We start from the raw sequence: 16,174 nt of genomic DNA on the forward strand, positions 1-16,174 counted from the left end.
CGCACACCTGCATCTCGAACGGTGACCGACCGCAACGGTGACCGACTGCTACGGATGCGCCGCGAGGTGGTCGGGGCACCCGCCGGGGTGACGTAGGGTGGGGATCGCAACGACGCGGGGTGGAGCAGCTCGGTAGCTCGCTGGGCTCATAACCCAGAGGTCGCAGGTTCAAATCCTGTCCCCGCTACTTTCGAAGCAGGGCCCGGAACCACACGGTTCCGGGTCCTGCTGGTTTCCTCCGGGCGGCCGGGGGCGGACCCGCCCGCTGCCGCTCACCGTCGGGACCGCTCCTGGTCCTGCGTGCCGGGAGTGCTCCCGCCCGCCGCGGTGCTGATCACCTGGTCCAGGACGTCGCGCGAGCGGAGCAGGTCGTTGACGGTGCGGTCGATCCGGTCCCGCTCGGTGGTGAGTTCGGCGACCAGCGCCGGGGTCGCGTTGGCGGCCGGGCCGCCGTCGTCGTCACGCATGCAGGGCAGGATCCGCGCGATCGCTGAGCTGTGAAGCCCTGCCGCGTAGAGCTCCTGGATGCGGATGACGCGATCGACGGCGCGTTCGGAGAAGTCCCGGTGGCCGCCGGGCGTCCGGCTGGACGCGAGCAGGCGCTGCTCCTCGTAATAACGCAGCGACCGCTCGCTGACACCCGTGCGTGAAGCCAGTTCCCCGATACGCATGTCCCACCCCACGACTTGAACTTGACATCAATGTCAGGTTCTACGTTACCGGCATGACCAACACACAGCAGGCTCCCGCCACTTCCCGACTGTTCGAGCCCGCCCGCCTCGGCTCCCTGGAGCTGTCCAGCCGACTGGTGATGGCACCGCTGAGCCGCAACCGGGCCGGAGCCGACGGGGTTCCCGGCGAACTGATGGCGACCCACTACGCGCAGCGCTCCTCGGCCGGCCTCATCATCGCGGAGGGCACGACGCCGAACCCCGTAGGCCAGACCTACCCCCACATCCCCGGCATCCACAGCTCCACGCAGATCGCCGGCTGGCGCCGGGTCACCGACGCGGTGCGCGCCGCTTCCGGCACCCGGATGTTCCTCCAGTTGCAGCACGGCGGCCGGGTCGGCCATCCCGACACCGGCGGCCACATCCCGCTCGCCCCCTCCGCGGTGCGGTTCCCGGAGGCGCTGCACACCCCCAGCGGACCGCAGAGCGGTGTCGAACCCCGCGAGATGAGCGTCCGGGACATCAGGTCCACCATCGCGGACTTCGCCACCGCCGCACGCAACGCCGTCGAGGCCGGTTTCGCCGGTGTGGAGGTGCATTCCGCCAACGGCCATCTGCTCCACCAGTTCCTGGCGAAGAACACCAACCGCCGGACCGACGGCTGGGGCGGGCCGGCGGAGGGACGCATCCGGTTCACCACCGAGGTGGTTCAGGCCGTCGCCGAAGCCATCGGCCCCGACCGGGTCGGCGTACGGATCTCGCCCGGAGTGGGCGTCAACAGCATCGAGGAGGGTGACACGGAGGACATCTACCGGGCGCTGCTCCCCGCCCTCGCGCGCGTCGAGCCGGCCTATCTGCACCTGATCTACGCCGACCCGGACAGCGCGCTCTTCGCCGGGATCCGCAAGGCCTGGCCCGGCACGCTGATGGCGAACCCGGTGCTCTCCCGTGCGGAGGGCGCGGCCGACGGCGGCAAGCGGCGGGGCGAGCGCCTGCTGGCCGAGGGCGCCGACCTGATCGCGCTGGGCCGGGGCTTCCTCGCCAACCCCGACTTCGTCGAGAGGCTGCGCACCGGCGCGCCCCTCAACGAGATCCGCCCGGAACTGCTGATGCACGTGCACGGGGCGGAGGGCTACAACGACTACCCCGCACTGGGCCGCCCGTAAGCGCACCCGGCACGTGAAGAGCCGGTCAGCGGGGCCGGTGCGTGCCGGGCGTGTGCCCGAAGGCGCGGCGGAAGACATCGATGAACGCGCTGGCGGACGACCAGCCGCACCCTATGCTGTCGGTCGGCCACGCCTGCGTGGACATCTACCAGGGCGCCGTCGCGTCGCTCGTGCCGTTCTTCGTCTCCGAACGCGCCTACAGCTACGCCGCCGTCTCGGGTGTCGTGCTCGCCGCTTCGCTGCTGTCCTCGGTGGCCCAGCCGGTGTTCGGTGTGCTCACCGACCGCTGGGCGATGCCCTGGCTGCTGCCGGTGAGCACGATCCTGGGCGGGCTGGGCATCGCCCTGAGCTGTGTGAGCGGTTCCTACGCCCTGACGTTGACGTTCGTGGCCGTGTCGGGTGTCGGCGTCGCCGCCTACCATCCCGAGTCCGCCCGCGTCGCGCGGCTCGTCAGCCGGGGCAGTCATACCGCGATGGGCTGGTTCTCGGTCGGCGGCAACCTCGGCTTCGCAGCCGCCCCGCTCATGGTCACCGCGATCTTCGCTTCCGGCGGCCTGCGGCTGGCGCCGCTGTTCGTGATCCCGGCCCTGGTCGGCAGCGTGCTGTGCCTGCCCGTCCTGCGTGCGCTGGAGAAGACGGCACCGTGCGGCTCCCGGAGTGTGGCCGGGGCGGGCGCCGACGACAAGGCGTCGTTCGTGAAGCTGTCGCTGGCCGTGGTCTGCCGGTCCATCGCCTTCATCGGCCTGAGCACCTTCATCTCGCTCTACGTCAAGCAGCGCCTCGGCGGCAGCGCCGCGGCCGGTACCGCGGCGCTGTTCGTGCTCTATCTCGGCGGCGCGGTGGGCTCCGTACTGGGCGGCAGTCTGGCCAACCGGTGGGACCGGGTCACGGTCGCCCGCTGGTCGTACCTCGTCTCGGTGGCCGCCGTCGCGGGGGTCGTGTACGTACCCGGCCCGGCGGTCTACGGATGCGTGGTGCTGACCTCCGCCGGTCTGTACGTCCCCTTCTCGCTCCAGGTCACGCTCGGCCAGGACTACCTGCCCACGCGCGTCGGCACCGCGAGCGATATCACCCTCGGGCTGACCGTCAGCATCGGCGGCCTGGCCGGCCCCCTCATCGGCGTCATCGCGGACGCGGCCTCCCTGCGCACCGCCCTGACCCCGCTGATCCTGATGCCCGCCCTGAGCTGGCTGCTGTTCCGCACACTGCCCGAGCCCACCGCGCCGAAGCCCGCCGTGGCGCGCCGGACCGCCCCGCCCGTCCGGCGGGGGACCCCCTGATCAGGAGCGGCGGCCGCTCCCGGCGCCCTGGCGGTTCGCGGTGAAGCGGGACGGCGGCCGGCCGAAGGTGCGGGTGAAGGCGGCGGTGAACGCGGCGGGGGAGGCGTAGCCGAGGCGGCCACCGACCTCGCTCACCGACGCGGTCCGCAACAGCGCGACGGACGCGAGCAGCCGGGCGCGGGCCCGCCAGACGGCGGGGCTGTCGCCCGTCTCGGAGCGGAAGCGCCGGGTGAAGGCCCGTTCGCTCATGGCCGTCCGCGCCGCCCACGCGGTGTTGGTGACCGTCGCGTCAGGGGCGGCCAGATACTCGCGGCACAGCCTCGCGAGCTCGGCCGAGGCGGGAATCCCGACGTGGAACGGCAGCGGGGCGAGCTCGGCGATCTCGTGCAGAAGGAGCGCGGCGACGGCCCCCGCCCGCCCGGACAGCTCGTAGTCCGCCTCGAACTCGACCGCCGCCAGGAGCAGTTCGCGCAGCAGCGCCGAGACGTCCACGACCATGCAGGTCACCGGCCACCAGGGGACCGCGGCCGGCTCGATGTACAGACTTCTGGTGCTCACCCCCAGCATGTGGACCCGGTGCCGGGTGGCCGCCGGGATCAGTACCGCGCGTTCCGGCGGAACGGTCCAGGTGCCGTCGGCGGTGTCGACGACCATCACCCCGGTGGCGCCGTAGAGGAACTGCGCGCGCCGGTGCTCGTGCCAGTCCAGTACGTGACCGGGCGGGTAGTCGGTGCCGATCGGCAGGACAGTCCGGTCGATGTGGTCGACGTCGGCCAGGGGAACGTTCTTCACCGTTCCAGCCTTCCACGCCGTTGGCCGAAACGCGAAGGAATGGTGCCGATCATCGAATGCGAGCGGCCCGCCCGCGCTGGTGGAGTGGTCTTCATGGATGTGGTGGCATTGGCAGGGATCGGGCTCCTCACGGGGATGACGACGGTGTTGTTCGGGTTCGGCGGCGGATTCGTCGCGGTGCCGGTCGTGGTCTGGGCGGACGCCGCACTCGGCGGGGACGCGATGCGGGTCGCGACAGCCACCTCGGCCCTGGTGATGGTGGTGAACGCGGGCTTCGCGACGGCCGTCACACCGCGCCAGGTGCTCCGCGCGCTCCGCGGGAGCGGCGCGCTGCTCCTCCTCCTGGCGGCCGGCGCCTCGGCCGGAGCCGTGGCCGCCGGGCTCGCCCCGGCCGGTCCGGCGCGCTGGGCCTTCGTCGCGTACGTCGCCCTCACCATCGTCGACCTGCTGCTGCGCCCGGGATTCCTGCGCCCGCGCACGCGGCCCATGGAGACCCCCGGTACTCCACGCCCGCTGCCCGCCCTGCTGGGCGCCCCGGTCGGGGCGGTCGCGGCCTTCCTGGGCGTGGGCGGCAGCGTGATGACCGTCCCCGCGATGCGGCGCGCCGGGCACCCGATGCGAGTGGCGACCGCCCTGGCCAACCCGCTCACCCTTGCCATCGCGCTCCCGGCCACCGCGGTGTCCCTGTTCGGGGCCTCGGTCCCCGCCGCCGCGGACGCGCACGCGCACCTGGCAGGTCTCGTCGACCTCCGAGCGGCCTCGGCGCTGCTGCTCGGAGCTCTGCCGGTGATCGCGGTGCTGCGCCGGCGCCCGCCACGGATCCCGGACCGCACCCATGCCTGGGCGTACGTCGGACTCCTGGCCACGGTGATGGTGGCGATGCCGCTGGCGGCGTAGGGCCGGGTCACGCCGGGACGCCGCAGTAGGATGCCGCAATGCGTGTACACGGCAACGGAGATCGGTCCGCCCTTCTGATCAACGGCACCGTCGGCGTGGGCAAGACGACCGCCGCCGAGGCCGTGGGTGATCTCCTCGCCGACGCCGGGGTCCCCCACGCGGTGCTGGACCTCGACAGCCTGAGGCGGTCGTGGCCCGCGCCGCCCGGTGACCGCTTCAACTTCGGCATTCTGCTGCGGAACGTGCGGAGCGTCGCCGCCAACTATCTCGACGCGGGTGCGACGCGTCTCGTGCTCGCGGGTGTGATCGAGCAGCCGGACGAGCGCCGACGACTGTCCGAGGCCGTGGGCGCCGAACTCACGGTGTGCCGCCTCAGGGCAGATCCCGCTGTCCTTCGTGAGCGCCTGACCCGCCGCCACCACAGCGAACCCGAAGCGCTGCGATGGCATCTGGACCGGTGCGGCGAACTGGACGCCGTCCTCGACCGTTCGGCGGTCGACGACTTCACCATCGACACGACCACGGGTTCGGTCACCGATATCGCCGCGTCGGTCGTCAAGCGAGTCGGCTGGCTGTGACAGGTGAGAAACCGGCGAAGACCATGTTGCAGATCTGACAGGAGAAAGCGGGCTGTGCCGTGGCCGCCCGGCAAGGCGGGCTGCTCCCGCTCGGCCCCGGCGCGCGGGAGCGCCTGGCCGGGTACCTCGGCGGTCACCCGGTACTGATCCCGCGCGGCCACGGACCGCTCGCGGTCGGAGGGAACGCCGCGCAGGTGTTCGCCGGATTCCGGTTCAGGCGGTGCGGGGCCGGCCAGGCGGCCACGGGGCGGACAGGATCGGCACGATGTCGTACTGGTAGCACGGTGTCGTGAAGCACTGCTTGGGCGCCGGGACGCAGACGGAGCCGAGCGGTGCGATGACGGTGGCGCACGGGTTCGCCCGGTGCGCCGCGGAGACGTCCACGGCGTGTGCGGGACCGGTCAGGGTGAGCGACAGGGCGGCGAGAGCGACCGGGGCCCCGGCGCGCAGCAGGTTCTTGGGCATGGACAACAGGCATAGCCGGTCCGCCGGCCCCGGGGAAGGCTCCGGAGGGCCAAGTCACCCGTCCGGGGACCGGAGCCTCTCGTCCGGAGCAGGCTGGGCTCAGGCCGCGCGGCGGCCCGTGTGCAGCGGGGTGCCTCCGGCGAGACCCTCCGGGTCCAGCGCCAGTGACAGGGCGGCGGTCGCGCCGACGTCCGCCAGGCTGTGCGCGTCGGGCAGGAGTTCCACGCCGTCCGCGCCGGGCCGGTGGATCAGCACCGGGACGTACTCCCGGGTGTGGTTGGCGTGGCCGATCGTGGGGTCGTTGCCGTGGTCGCCGGTGACGATCAGCCGGTCACCGGGGGCCGCGAGCAGGGCCATGAGCCCGGCCAGCCCGGCGTCCACCTGTTCCAGCAGCTGCCCGTACCGCCCGGGGTCCTGCTGATGGCCCGCCAGATCCGTCTCCTGGACGTTCGCGACCACCAGGGCGTCGCCCTCAGCGCGTACCGCGTCCAGGGTGTGCGAGAGCACGTCGGCGGTGGCGACGGCCGGATGACGGGTCGCCGCCGCGCACACCAGGATGTCGGCGGCCTTGCCCACCAGGGTGACCGGGATCCCGGCCCGTGCCGCCAGCTCGGGGAGCTGGCGGGTGTGGTCGAGCGGGGCGCCCAGGTGCTGCACCTGGAGCCCGCCGTTGCGGTAGAAGCCGGTGGCGGGGGTGTCAAGACCGACCGTCTCCCCGTCGCCGGGGCGGACGAAGTCACGGAGCGGGCCGTCCGCGCGGCCGCCGACCGCGATGACCCGCGCGACCGGGGCTACGGCGCGCACGGTACGGGCGATGGCGAGGATTCCGCCGGGCCCGTCGAACGGCAGGTCGTCGAGGCGGCCGGAGGCGTTCCAGTTGATTCCCGGATCGGCCTCCAGGTTGTCGTGGACCAGGACCGCCCCGTCGACGACGAGCAGCGGCTTGCCGTCCAGGCGCTCGACCCGGTGACCGGCGGCCGTGAGAGCGCCGGACACCTCGTCGAGGTGGTCGGCGAGCCGGGCCACCGTCACCCGGCTGAAGTCGGCGCCCATCATGGTCTGGTGGCCCGCGAAGGTGTCCGCGCCCGGGTAGCCGAGCGCCGCCCTGCCCGCGGCGACGGGGAGATGGGTGCGGCGCGTCAGGTCCGGGTGCGGGTGGACCAGCCCGAGCCCCAGCGCCCCGAGCACCGGCAGGCGCAACGGGCGCCCGAACGCGGTCCGGCAGTGGTCGAGTACGTGTCCGCAGGTGTCGGCGGTGAGGTCGCCGGGGCGCAGGGTGCCCGCGTCGGGCATGGCGCCGACGCCGAATCCGTCGATGACGACGATGACGGTCTTGGCCATGAGGTGCTCCTTACAGGGCTCGGCCGTGGGCGTCGTAGAGCCCGTTCAGCCGCGGGGTGCCGGAGGCGAGCCCGGAGACGACGGCGACGGTCGAGCGGGTGACGAAGATCTGGGTACGGAAGGCGAGCAGCGCGGTGTCCCCGGCACGGGCGTCCGCCGCGCGGGCGGGCGCGTCGAGGAGCCGGTAGTAGTCGATGTTCTCGGCGGGCGCGTCCTGCACACCGAGGCGGGTTCCGGTGCGCGGCAGGAGGGCGCTGCGGATGTGCGCGCGGGGGTAGAAGCCGCCGCCGAATATCGCCGGGCGGCCGTCGTCCAGGGTGTGGGCGACCTCGCTCACGTACACGTACGCGGGCTTCTCCGGCTGGGCCGGATCGACGGCGTGCAGCGGGGTGGTGCCGGTGAGGGCGTGGCCCGGCTCGCCGTGCGTCGCGCCCAGTCCGGCAAGCAGCGGGAGGGACGCCATCGAGGTGGCGCTGGGGGCGCTGAGCTTGAGGTCGCGGTGTCCGCGTGCGGCCAGGAGTTCGCGGGCCTTGAGCGCCAGGCCGAAGTTGGGGGTGGCGGCGGGCACGCCCGTCACCGGGTCGCACAGCACGCACGGGAAGGCGGTGACACCGGCGATCCGGATGCCGTCCAGTGCCTCGGCCGCCTCGGCGAAGGCGTCCAGGCGGTCGAGCGGTACGCCGCCCTCCTGACCGGGGTAGACATCGCCCTCGGCCCCTTCGAGCCTGATCAGGACGGGCTGGACGAAGCCCAGTTCGAGGGCCGCCTCGGAAACGGCACGGGCGTTGGCCAGGTCGAAGACGGTGACGGTCTCCGGGCGCCAGGCCAGCATCTCGGGCAGCGCGCGCCGGGGGATCTGGACGAGGTGTCCCAGGTTGCCGGGACGGGCTCCGGCGGCGTGCAGGGTGCGGGCCTCCGCCGGGTCGATGGCGGCCGAGCGGGGGATGTGCCGGGCGATGGCCCGGATCAGTTCGGGGTTGCGGCCCAGCTGCTTGACGACGAACCAGAGGCTGATCCCGAGGCGGTCGGCCTCGGCCGCCAGCAGCTCGGCGTTGGCCTCGACGGCGTCCAGGTCGACGACATAGGTGTCCGGCGGGATGTCGCCGGTCCGGTGCAGCGCCGCCGCGGCGTCCACGAGCCCGGGATTGCGGGTGAGTACGGTGTCGAGGAACACGGTCAGTCGTCCTTCGGTTCGTCCAGGGCGGCGAGCGAGCGGCGCAGGATGTCGATGACGAGGTCCGCGCCCGCCCGCATCGGGTTGATGCGTACGGTCCAGTCGGCCAGTTCGGGGGAGTCGTCGAGGGCCGAGCTGGACATCCGGTAGAACAGCGGCGCGATCTCGTACCGGGAGTTGGAGCCGACGGGGTAGGGAGCCGCTCCGAACCGGGCGGCGACGGCGGGCAGTCCCGCCGCGACGGGCCGGTCGAGCCGTACGAGCAGACAGCGGTCCTGGGCGTTGGCGATGCGCACCTCCGCCACCCCGTCCACCTCGCCGGCCGTCAGCCGCTCCGCGACCTCCGCGCCCACCCGGGACTGCACGGACCACATGACGGGAACGTGGGTGAGGGAGCGCAGGGCGTCGAGCGCCTGGTGGCCCTGGACCTGCCCGCCGCCGGAGTAGTTGTCGCGGCGGACGTGCTCGACCAGGTCGCGGGCGCCGACGACGAGGCCGACGCCCTCCGGCCCGTGCAGCTTGAAGAGCGAGAAGCAGGAGGCGTCGGCCCCCAGCTCCACCCCGGCGGCGGGCGTGCGCATCACGGCGTAGTTGTCGTCCACGATCGTGCGCACCCCGGCGGCCCGGCAGTCGGCGATGACCTCGGCCGGGTCGTAGGAGTCCGCGAGCCGCTGCCGGGTGTGCTGGATGTACGCCCACCGGAACCGGCCGGACTCCAGGGCCTGGCGGAGCGCCGAGGCGTCGTTGAAGTCGGCCTCGACGGTGTCCACGCCGATGCCCCGCAGGGTGACCTCTGTGGTCCGGTAGACCGGGGCGCGGTGGATGAGCAGCGGGTCGCCCGCCCGAGCGGCCGCGTTGAGGGTGGCCCGGATCGCGCCGGTGCCCGCGCCCTGGACGAAGGCGGCGTCCTGGGCCCCGAAGAAGTCCGCGAGTACGGCCTCCACCCGGGCGGTGGTGCGCGGCCGGCCGAGACCGGGGACGACGCCCGCGTCGGACGAGAACAGCTGCTGTCCCTCGAAGTGGGCGGCGGTGGCCTCCAGCAGCCGGAACTGCCTGGCCACGGCGTCGTCCAGATCCACCGTCGCCAGCGGGAAGGTGGCGGGAAGCACGGGAGGTACGGGGCTCATGTCAGTTCTCCTCCACGTTCGCGCCGGTCAGGAAGCGCAGCGGATTGCGTCGGGTCAGCAGGTCGATCAGATCGTCGTCGGCGCCCGCCGCGCGCAGCTCGGGCAGGAAGCCGCGGAAGAGGTGCCCGTAGCCCTGGCCGCCTTCGTCCAGCAGGTAGCCGTGGCGGGAGATGTCGCAGCTCAGCAGGGCCCGGTCGGCGTGCCCGGCCTCCACCAGGGCCAGCAGCAGCCGGAGCCGCGTCCGGTCGCTCTGGTAGGACGATTTGCCCACGGTGTCGAAGGCGACGTACGCCCCGCGCGCGGCGAGCTCCCGGTGGACGCCCGGGTCGTCGAGCAGATCCTGATGGCCGATGCTGACGCGGTGGGCGGGCAGCCCCTCACCGGTGAGCAGTTCCAGCTGGGCGAGCCCGCCCCGGCCCAGCTGCGCGTGGGTGGCGAGGGAGAGCCCGGTGGCCCGCGCCGCCCGCGCGCCGGCCCGCAGCACCTTGGCCTCGGGAGCCGTGGGGACGTCCCCGTGGCTGCCGATCTCGCCGAGGACGCCGGGCCGGATGCCGCTCGTACCGATGCCGTCCTCGATCTCGCGGACGAGGACCTCGGTGAGCTGTTCCACGTCGGCGGTGTCGATCTCCGGGGTGTGGAACGGCTCGTAGTACCAGCCGGTCGCGGCGACCACCGCGACCCGCGCGTCCCGGGCGATCGCCGCCAGGGCGCCGACGTCGCGTCCCATGCCCCGGCAGGTCAGCTCGACGACGAGGGAGAGCCCGAACTCCTCCCGCAGCGCGCTCAGCTCGGCGGTCACGGCCGCCGCGTGGCGTCGCGGGTCGAGGACGGCCGCACCGTCGCCCCGCTGGTCCAGATCGAGGACCAGGTGCTCGTGGGCGAGGGCCGGTCCGCGTACCGAAGCGGTCGCGATGTCGCCGGTGACGGTGCGCAGGGTGTGCGGGGCGGGGTGATTCATCGTGGGGTTCCTTCTACGTGTACGGGCCCGGCCCGGTCAGCGGCCTGCCGGCCCTGACACGGGGGTGAACTGGTCCAGCGGCGGGGGTGTCAGCCCTTGACCGGGGTGAACAGATCGAGCCAGTACAGGATGTTGAGCAGGATGCCGCCGATGATCACGGCCGCCGGCGCGGCGGCCATCTTCACGACGGGTCGGCCCATCGCCTCGTTCAGCAGGTAGAGCCCGCCGACGACGAGGATGCCGAGTCCGCCGCCCATGGCGTTGGCGGCCATCAGCGAACCGAACAGGATCGCGAGCTGGAGGGTGTCTCCGATGGCGCTGCGCAGGTGCTCGGAGGAGTCACGGACGCTGGGCAGCTTCCCGAGGAGCCGGCCGATCCAGGAGAGGGCAAGCACCTCGGCCGCGAACACGAGCGCACCGACGACAGCGGCCAGGAACGGGCTCGGCATGAGGTAGCCGATCGGGTACACCAGCGTGAAACCGGCGATGCCGTACGCCCCGGAGGCGAGTGCGGTGGTCGCGATCAGCGGGATGAAGCCGAACACCCGGTAGAAGTCGACCTGGGCGGCCTCCGAGTACTGCCCCTTCGCGATGAGGAAGCTGGTGGCCTCACCGCCGCCGAATATGTGCATCTGGGCGAGCACACAGACTCCGGCCCCGAGCACCATGAACAGCGGCAGATACCTGCGCAGCCGGGCCGCGCTAGCACTGAACAGCGACGCCATCGGATCGTCCTCCAGGACGACCTCCTCGACGCCCGCCGCCCGGTCGGCCCGGCGCTGCCGGACGTCCTTGGCGACCGCGAGGCCGATGAGCATCAGCACGCCGACGGCCATGGCCAGCGCCCCGGCGAACATGTTCGGCCACAGCTTCATCGTCATGACGACGAGGGCCAGTTCGAAGACGCCCGCGATACCGCCCCACTTGCGGCCGAACTGCTTGGTGATGGCGAGCACCGGGAACAGCGAGAAGAGGAAGAGGATCGGCGTCGACATCTGCTGCATCGCGGTCAGGAAGTCGACCGGCAGGTCGTGGGCGACGTTGTTCGCGCCGTTCAGGCCGAACACGACCACCGCGCCCCAGGCGGCACCGAGGATGGGGGCGAGCCACTTCTTCGGTGCCAGCATCCCGAGGATGTCCGTGGGCAGGAAGACCAGCCACGGGTTCAGCACACCCGTGGACAGGGCCATCGGCGCACCCAGTCCGAAGATGAACCCGGCGGACAGGCCGAACGAGACAGCCGTCGTCGCGCTACGGGTGGTGCGCCCCTGGATGAAGTCCAGCATGAAGGGGCGTACCCCGTCGTTGAAGACGGCCAGGGCCATGTGCGAGATGTAGGCCGTCAGCGCACAGAGGGCTATCACGGTCAGTTGCTGGGCCAGCGTGAAGTCGAGGCCGGCGCCGGCGGCGAGTGTGGTGCTCACGAGTCACTCCTTGGTGCCCGGGATGATGAGAACAGGCTGTTGGTCAGCCGCGGGCGGCGATGGCGCGCGCCATGAGGGGGGCGATGATGTCGATCTGGTCCATCGAGAAGCCGAAGACCTTCTTGCCTTCGGCGAGCAGGGCGGTGACCTGCTCCTCCGTCGGAACGCTGCGCCCGAAGGTGTGGCAGGCGGCACTGCCCATGAGGCCGACGAGCACGCCCAGCGAGGCGCCGGCGCCCGTGTGGCAGGTGCCCAGGTAGTAGTCGGCCTGGCCGGCCCGGAGCTTCATCGCCGCGTCCATGTCGCTGGAGGCGACGACGTCGAGCGAGTCGATGCCGAGCTTGCCGATGGCCGCGGTGACCTCGACCTTGCCGACTCCACCGGTGAGGATCTTCGTCATGGCTGTTCTTCTCTCTGCGTCGGTGTCTGCTGCGGGGTGGGGGGACGCCTGCCGTGACCGGTCAGGACGTGGGTGCGGCGGGGGGCTGCTGCGCCAGGACGGCCAGGTGCATCCCGAGGAAGTTGACCTCGGACTCCGGGAGCGCGGCCCCGAGCTCCCGTTCGGCGCGGGCCGATACGGCGCGGGCGCGGGCGACGGCGTCGGGATGTCCGGCCAGCTCGGCGGCGACCTGGTCGTCGGTGAGGAACTGCTCGATCGCCTCGCCGTCCAGGATCCGGCCGAGCGCCATCATCAGATGGCTGGTCAGCATGCCTGCCGTCGCTTCGGTGACCGTGCGGCCCTCCGCCTCCAGGGCGCTCAGCTCGGTGGTGACGAAGTCGGCCACCTCCGGCCGGACCGTGCCGCCCTCGCGAAAGAGCTGGATCCGCAGTGCGAGCTGGTCGTCCATGGTGATCCTCCTAAAATCAACAGTAACCAGGATGTTGTATTTTGAGGGCGAGCGACGCCCCGGAGTTATGAGACCCCGGTCACGGTGCCCGCCGGTCAGTACGAGGGGACGCGCTCACCGCGCAGCACCTCGCTCTGCAGCCGGGTCACCAGCGACAGATCGAGCGAGTCGCGGACCGCGGCGAGCGCCTTGGCCCCCTCTGACCGGCCGATCACCGCGGCGGTGGAGTTGCGCAGTGCCAGCTCCCGGTTGACCTCGTCCCCGAGGGGGAGCACGTCGACGCCGATCCCGAGCCGGTCCTGCGCCTCGTCCAGGTTCCAGACGGTCGCGTCCACCTCGTTCCGCGCGAAGAGATCGCTCAGCTGCATGTACGACGCCTCCCGCCACTCGACATCCTCCCGGCCGGCGAAGACCCGCTCCACGAGCATCCGCAGATCCTCGGAGGCGTGGTCGACCGCCACCCGCAGTCCGGGCGTGTCCAGGTCCACCCCGTGCCGTACCAGCATGCCGTGCGCGCCGACGTAGGTGGCGGAGCCGAGATCGGCCACCAGCTCCACCGGGTGCTCGGCGATCAGCTGGTCGGCGGCGAACCGGGACAGGACGACCAGGTCGACCTTGCCCTCCAGCAGCGCCGCGGTCCGGGCCCCGGCGCCTCGCATGAACGTGATCGCGAACGGTGCGCCCGCCTCCTCGAACGCGCTGCGCAGCCCGGTCGCCAGGCCCTCGTACCGTCGTGAGTAGGGGAGCGGCATCGCCGCGAGCAGGGTTCCCAGGCCGGACAGCCGCCACAGGACGGTGCGGTCCGAGTGGACGAGGAACGTGCCGAGATGGCCGCGCGCCGTCGTCGAGATCGCGCCGGCCTCCTCCAGCAGGTGGAGGGCGGCCTGAACGGTTCCGTTTCCGCAGCCCAGCTCCTGCGCGAAGTCGCGCACACGGGGCAGGCGGGTGTCCGGCTCGTGGTGCAGGAGCAGGACGGCGAGCTGCCGTGCGGCGAGGCCGTTGCGGGTGAGGAAGCGGTCGTCGAAGTCGTTCACAAATCAAACAGTAACCAGGATTCTGGATACTGACAAGACCCCTGCCGGGAGCCGCCTCGGCTGCCCCGCGGGCGCCGGCCTCCTCCCGCTGATCCGCCCGGCGTGCGCCGGTCGGCAGGCGCGGAGAACATGTGGCCATGAGCAACTCGGCGCCTCGGGCGCAGGGTCCGGACCGGACTGCGAAGGCCGGTGCGAGCGGGCCGCCGAACCAGACGCTGGCACTGGCCGCGATGATGTTCGCCGTGTCGATGACGTTCATCGACCGGACCATCGATGCGATCGCCGCACCCGACATCATTCACGAGCTGGGCCTCACCTCCTCGCAGATGCAGTGGGTCATCAACGCCTACCTGCTCACGCTCGCCGCCTTCTTCGCGTTCGGCGGCCGGCTCTCCGACATCCTCGGCCACCGCCGCGTCATGCTCCGCGGCACGCTCGTCTTCGTCATCGCCTCCGCGCTCTGCGGCGCCGTGCCGTCGGGGGACTACGCCCAGGCGTGGCTGATCGGGTTCCGGGCGATCCAGGGGTTCGGCGCCGCCCTGATGTTCCCGGCGGCGCTCGCCGTGGTCATCGCGGTGTTCCCGGTGGAGCGGCGCGGGCGCGCGCTGGCGCTGTTCTTCGGCGTCTCGGGCGGGCTCACGGCCATCGGCCCGCTGCTGGGGGGCTGGCTCACCGAATGGACCTGGCGGGCCATCTTCTGGATCAACGTGCCCGTCGCCGTGGTCGCCATCGTCCTGGCACTGCTCGCGCGCATCCCCGAGAGCTCGAACCGGGAACCGCTGGACGTACCGGGCACCGTGCTGATGGCGGTCGGCATGGGGCTGACCGTACTGGGACTCCAGCAGTCCGTGTCCTGGGGCTGAGACACCTGGTCGACCTGGACGTGCATCGTGGCGGGGCTCGTGGTCCTGGCCTACTTCTGCCGCTTCGAACTGCGCAGGCGCCACTCGCTCGTCAGACTCCAGGTCTTCCGGGACCGGGCCTTCTCCGTCGACATGCTCGTGCTCTTCTTCGCCATGACGGCCTTCGTGCCGGTGCTCTTCTTCGCCTCGGTGTACGCGCAGGTCTCCCTGGGCGCCTCGCCCAACCAGGCGGCGCTCTACCTCCTCTACTTCTTCGTGGGGTTCGCCCTCGCCTCCCAGTGGGGCGGCCGCATCCTGGACAAGCGCGGCGCCCGGCCCTGAAGACCGGTGCCGCGCTCGGCGCGGTCGGCTTCGCGCTCTGGGCCGCCAAGCTGACGACGCTCTCGATGCACGACCAGTGGCCGTACGCGGCGCTCGCGGGCGCGGGCATCGGCTTCCTGCTCGCACCCGCCTCGACCGACGCCGTCAACCGGTCGATCGGCGCCTCCTACGGCGAGGTCACCGGCATCACGCAGACGGTCCGCAACTTCGCCGCCAGCATCGGTCTCGCTGTGTTCGGCACGGTGCTGACGCACGTCACGGTGAACCGTGTCGCTGAGACGCTGCGGGCCGAGGGCGGATGTCGGCGGCCTCCTCGGCGGGCACGGTGACGAAGTAGAACGGCGAGGGCCCGCGCCACTCGATCACGAGGCCGGTGAACGCGACGTTCATGGGGCGATCCGTTCAACGAGGGGGAGCGGGAAGGGGGAGGTCCGGGCCCCGGGCAGCCTACCGGCGGTGCGCCGGGGAGGCGGCGCGGGCCGTCCCGGTGCGCGGGTCTGCCGCCGTGTGCCAACTCGCCTGCGGGGTGCCTCAGTTCTGCTGCCAGACCAGGGTGTACCGCCAGAGGACCCGGCGGCGGAGCCGGGCACCCGGCAGCACCTGCCGGGCCTCACCCGCGATGTCGGCGAAGCTCATCATCGCGGGCCGGGTGGGAGCGGTCATCGACACCGGCCGTGCCGAGCGGCGCCCCCGGTTCTTGATCAGGGCCATGGCGACGTTGAGCGGAACAGCGGCCGCGCCGAGGAGCCGGTCACCGGTCGACTGTGCGTGGGCCAGCCCGACGACGACCAGCGTTCCGCCCGGCGCCAGGTGCCGGCGGAACACGGCGAGGGCGTCGGAGAACGGGAGATGGTGGAGGGCGGCGACACAGGTGATCACGTCGTAGGAGCCGGACGGTATGTCCGTGAGCGCGTCTCCGACGGTGAACGCGACGGGCGCGGCCGACGCGGTGAGCGCGCGTGCCCGACCGACGATCGCGGGGTCGGCGTCCAGGCCCCGCACGGCTCCGGCTCGCGTGCCCAGCAGCCGGGCCAGTTCCCCGCCGCCGGAACCGATGTCGAGGGCGGTGCCGAAACGCTTCGGGAGCTGACGCATGATCCAGGGGTGGTAATGGGCGTTGTGGTCCCACGGGTGGGCGGCGTGGAACCGTTCCAGCGCGGCGAGGAGCCGGGACAGCGGTGTCGTCATCGCACCAGTCCATCACCCCTCGTCCCGAGGCGCGCCGACGGCTCCGA

Annotated in this window: 16 protein-coding genes, 1 tRNA gene and 3 pseudogenes; 6 read left to right on the forward strand and 14 right to left on the reverse strand. The window is 72.2% G+C overall.

Annotated features, from left to right (window positions below):
- The first annotated feature begins 113 nt into the window (after positions 1 to 113).
- Positions 114 to 187 (forward strand) — tRNA-Met (locus RLT59_RS37385).
- A gap of 85 nt (positions 188 to 272) precedes the next feature.
- On the opposite strand, the gene RLT59_RS37390 is transcribed toward RLT59_RS37385, so the two are convergent.
- Positions 273 to 671: a MerR family transcriptional regulator gene (locus RLT59_RS37390; protein ID WP_311307506.1), complete on the reverse strand. Its 399-nt coding sequence runs from the start codon at positions 669 to 671 to the stop codon at positions 273 to 275.
- Positions 672 to 724: 53 nt separating this feature from the next.
- Between RLT59_RS37390 and RLT59_RS37395 the strand changes: the two genes are divergently transcribed.
- Positions 725 to 1,837, forward strand: coding sequence for an alkene reductase (locus RLT59_RS37395; RefSeq protein ID WP_311307507.1), 1,113 nt, complete (start codon positions 725 to 727; stop codon positions 1,835 to 1,837).
- A 25-nt stretch (positions 1,838 to 1,862) separates the two neighbouring features.
- Here RLT59_RS37395 and RLT59_RS37400 read toward each other — a convergent pair.
- Positions 1,863 to 1,946: pseudogene (locus tag RLT59_RS37400) on the reverse strand (AraC family transcriptional regulator); the annotation flags it as partial.
- Here RLT59_RS37400 and RLT59_RS37405 point away from each other — a divergent pair.
- Complete coding sequence (locus RLT59_RS37405) at positions 1,918 to 3,117, forward strand: MFS transporter (RefSeq protein WP_311307508.1); 1,200 nt, start codon at positions 1,918 to 1,920, stop codon at positions 3,115 to 3,117. The pseudogene RLT59_RS37400 and the gene RLT59_RS37405 overlap by 29 nt on opposite strands.
- Here the strand turns inward: RLT59_RS37405 and RLT59_RS37410 are convergent, their stop codons facing one another.
- Positions 3,118 to 3,909, reverse strand: coding sequence for an AraC family transcriptional regulator (locus RLT59_RS37410; protein ID WP_311307509.1), 792 nt, complete (start codon positions 3,907 to 3,909; stop codon positions 3,118 to 3,120).
- Between the two features lie 93 nt (positions 3,910 to 4,002).
- On the opposite strand from RLT59_RS37410, the gene RLT59_RS37415 reads away from it, so the two are divergent.
- Positions 4,003 to 4,806: a sulfite exporter TauE/SafE family protein gene (locus tag RLT59_RS37415; RefSeq protein ID WP_311307994.1), complete on the forward strand. Its 804-nt coding sequence runs from the start codon at positions 4,003 to 4,005 to the stop codon at positions 4,804 to 4,806.
- Positions 4,807 to 4,844: 38 nt separating this feature from the next.
- Entirely contained in the window at positions 4,845 to 5,384 is a 540-nt protein-coding gene (locus tag RLT59_RS37420; protein WP_311307510.1) for an AAA family ATPase, read from the forward strand.
- A 213-nt stretch (positions 5,385 to 5,597) separates the two neighbouring features.
- Here the strand turns inward: RLT59_RS37420 and RLT59_RS37425 are convergent, their stop codons facing one another.
- The 9 genes from RLT59_RS37425 to yhfZ all read right to left on the reverse strand — a co-directional run bounded on the left by RLT59_RS37425 (position 5,598) and on the right by yhfZ (position 13,755).
- Complete coding sequence (locus RLT59_RS37425) at positions 5,598 to 5,849, reverse strand: hypothetical protein (protein WP_311307511.1); 252 nt, start codon at positions 5,847 to 5,849, stop codon at positions 5,598 to 5,600.
- A gap of 99 nt (positions 5,850 to 5,948) precedes the next feature.
- Positions 5,949 to 7,190, reverse strand: a complete 1,242-nt coding sequence (locus RLT59_RS37430; RefSeq protein ID WP_311307512.1) for a phosphopentomutase — start codon at positions 7,188 to 7,190, stop codon at positions 5,949 to 5,951.
- Positions 7,191 to 7,200: 10 nt separating this feature from the next.
- Positions 7,201 to 8,364: an alanine racemase gene (locus RLT59_RS37435; RefSeq protein WP_311307513.1), complete on the reverse strand. Its 1,164-nt coding sequence runs from the start codon at positions 8,362 to 8,364 to the stop codon at positions 7,201 to 7,203.
- Between the two features lie 2 nt (positions 8,365 to 8,366).
- Positions 8,367 to 9,491, reverse strand: a complete 1,125-nt coding sequence (locus RLT59_RS37440; protein WP_311307514.1) for an aminotransferase class V-fold PLP-dependent enzyme — start codon at positions 9,489 to 9,491, stop codon at positions 8,367 to 8,369.
- A 1-nt stretch (position 9,492) separates the two neighbouring features.
- The gene (locus RLT59_RS37445; RefSeq protein ID WP_311307515.1) at positions 9,493 to 10,449 is read right to left on the reverse strand and encodes a phosphotriesterase family protein; all 957 of its coding nucleotides are present in this window, start codon (positions 10,447 to 10,449) and stop codon (positions 9,493 to 9,495) included.
- An 89-nt stretch (positions 10,450 to 10,538) separates the two neighbouring features.
- On the reverse strand, positions 10,539 to 11,873 hold the full coding sequence (locus RLT59_RS37450) for a YhfT family protein (protein ID WP_311307516.1): 1,335 nt from the start codon (positions 11,871 to 11,873) through the stop codon (positions 10,539 to 10,541).
- Between the two features lie 43 nt (positions 11,874 to 11,916).
- Entirely contained in the window at positions 11,917 to 12,273 is a 357-nt protein-coding gene (locus RLT59_RS37455) for a DUF2620 domain-containing protein (RefSeq protein WP_024491812.1), read from the reverse strand.
- 61 nt (positions 12,274 to 12,334) lie between these two features.
- Positions 12,335 to 12,721 carry a transcriptional antiterminator gene (locus RLT59_RS37460; protein WP_311307517.1) on the reverse strand — a complete coding sequence of 129 codons (387 nt, stop codon included), beginning with the start codon at positions 12,719 to 12,721 and terminating at the stop codon, positions 12,335 to 12,337.
- A 95-nt stretch (positions 12,722 to 12,816) separates the two neighbouring features.
- Positions 12,817 to 13,755, reverse strand: a complete 939-nt coding sequence (gene yhfZ / locus RLT59_RS37465) for a GntR family transcriptional regulator YhfZ (protein WP_311307518.1) — start codon at positions 13,753 to 13,755, stop codon at positions 12,817 to 12,819.
- A 91-nt stretch (positions 13,756 to 13,846) separates the two neighbouring features.
- On the opposite strand from yhfZ, the pseudogene RLT59_RS37470 reads away from it, so the two are divergent.
- Positions 13,847 to 15,235: pseudogene (locus RLT59_RS37470) on the forward strand (MFS transporter); the annotation flags it as partial.
- On the opposite strand, the pseudogene RLT59_RS37475 reads toward RLT59_RS37470, so the two are convergent.
- A pseudogene (locus RLT59_RS37475) lies at positions 15,234 to 15,329 on the reverse strand (DUF1905 domain-containing protein); the annotation flags it as partial. The pseudogenes RLT59_RS37470 and RLT59_RS37475 sit on opposite strands and share 2 nt — an antisense overlap.
- A gap of 141 nt (positions 15,330 to 15,470) precedes the next feature.
- On the reverse strand, positions 15,471 to 16,127 hold the full coding sequence (locus RLT59_RS37480; protein ID WP_311307519.1) for a class I SAM-dependent methyltransferase: 657 nt from the start codon (positions 16,125 to 16,127) through the stop codon (positions 15,471 to 15,473).
- Positions 16,128 to 16,174 lie beyond the last annotated feature (47 nt).

The sequence above is a fragment of the Streptomyces sp. ITFR-6 genome (assembly GCF_031844725.1).
Taxonomy (GTDB): Bacteria; Actinomycetota; Actinomycetes; order Streptomycetales; family Streptomycetaceae; genus Streptomyces.

Bases quoted from the DNA above. Each gene is read 5' to 3' on its own strand.
- RLT59_RS37460 (WP_311307517.1), bottom strand. From the start codon at position 12,721: ATGGACGACCAGCTCGCACTGCGGATCCAGCTCTTTCGCGAGGGCGGC.
- RLT59_RS37445 (WP_311307515.1), bottom strand. From the start codon at position 10,449: ATGAATCACCCCGCCCCGCACACCCTGCGCACCGTCACCGGCGACATC.
- RLT59_RS37425 (WP_311307511.1), bottom strand. From the start codon at position 5,849: ATGCCCAAGAACCTGCTGCGCGCCGGGGCCCCGGTCGCTCTCGCCGCC.
- RLT59_RS37390 (WP_311307506.1), bottom strand. From the start codon at position 671: ATGCGTATCGGGGAACTGGCTTCACGCACGGGTGTCAGCGAGCGGTCG.
- RLT59_RS37420 (WP_311307510.1), top strand. From the start codon at position 4,845: ATGCGTGTACACGGCAACGGAGATCGGTCCGCCCTTCTGATCAACGGC.
- RLT59_RS37480 (WP_311307519.1), bottom strand. From the start codon at position 16,127: ATGACGACACCGCTGTCCCGGCTCCTCGCCGCGCTGGAACGGTTCCAC.
- RLT59_RS37415 (WP_311307994.1), top strand. From the start codon at position 4,003: ATGGATGTGGTGGCATTGGCAGGGATCGGGCTCCTCACGGGGATGACG.
- RLT59_RS37430 (WP_311307512.1), bottom strand. From the start codon at position 7,190: ATGGCCAAGACCGTCATCGTCGTCATCGACGGATTCGGCGTCGGCGCC.
- RLT59_RS37440 (WP_311307514.1), bottom strand. From the start codon at position 9,491: ATGAGCCCCGTACCTCCCGTGCTTCCCGCCACCTTCCCGCTGGCGACG.
- RLT59_RS37405 (WP_311307508.1), top strand. From the start codon at position 1,918: ATGAACGCGCTGGCGGACGACCAGCCGCACCCTATGCTGTCGGTCGGC.
- RLT59_RS37395 (WP_311307507.1), top strand. From the start codon at position 725: ATGACCAACACACAGCAGGCTCCCGCCACTTCCCGACTGTTCGAGCCC.
- RLT59_RS37455 (WP_024491812.1), bottom strand. From the start codon at position 12,273: ATGACGAAGATCCTCACCGGTGGAGTCGGCAAGGTCGAGGTCACCGCG.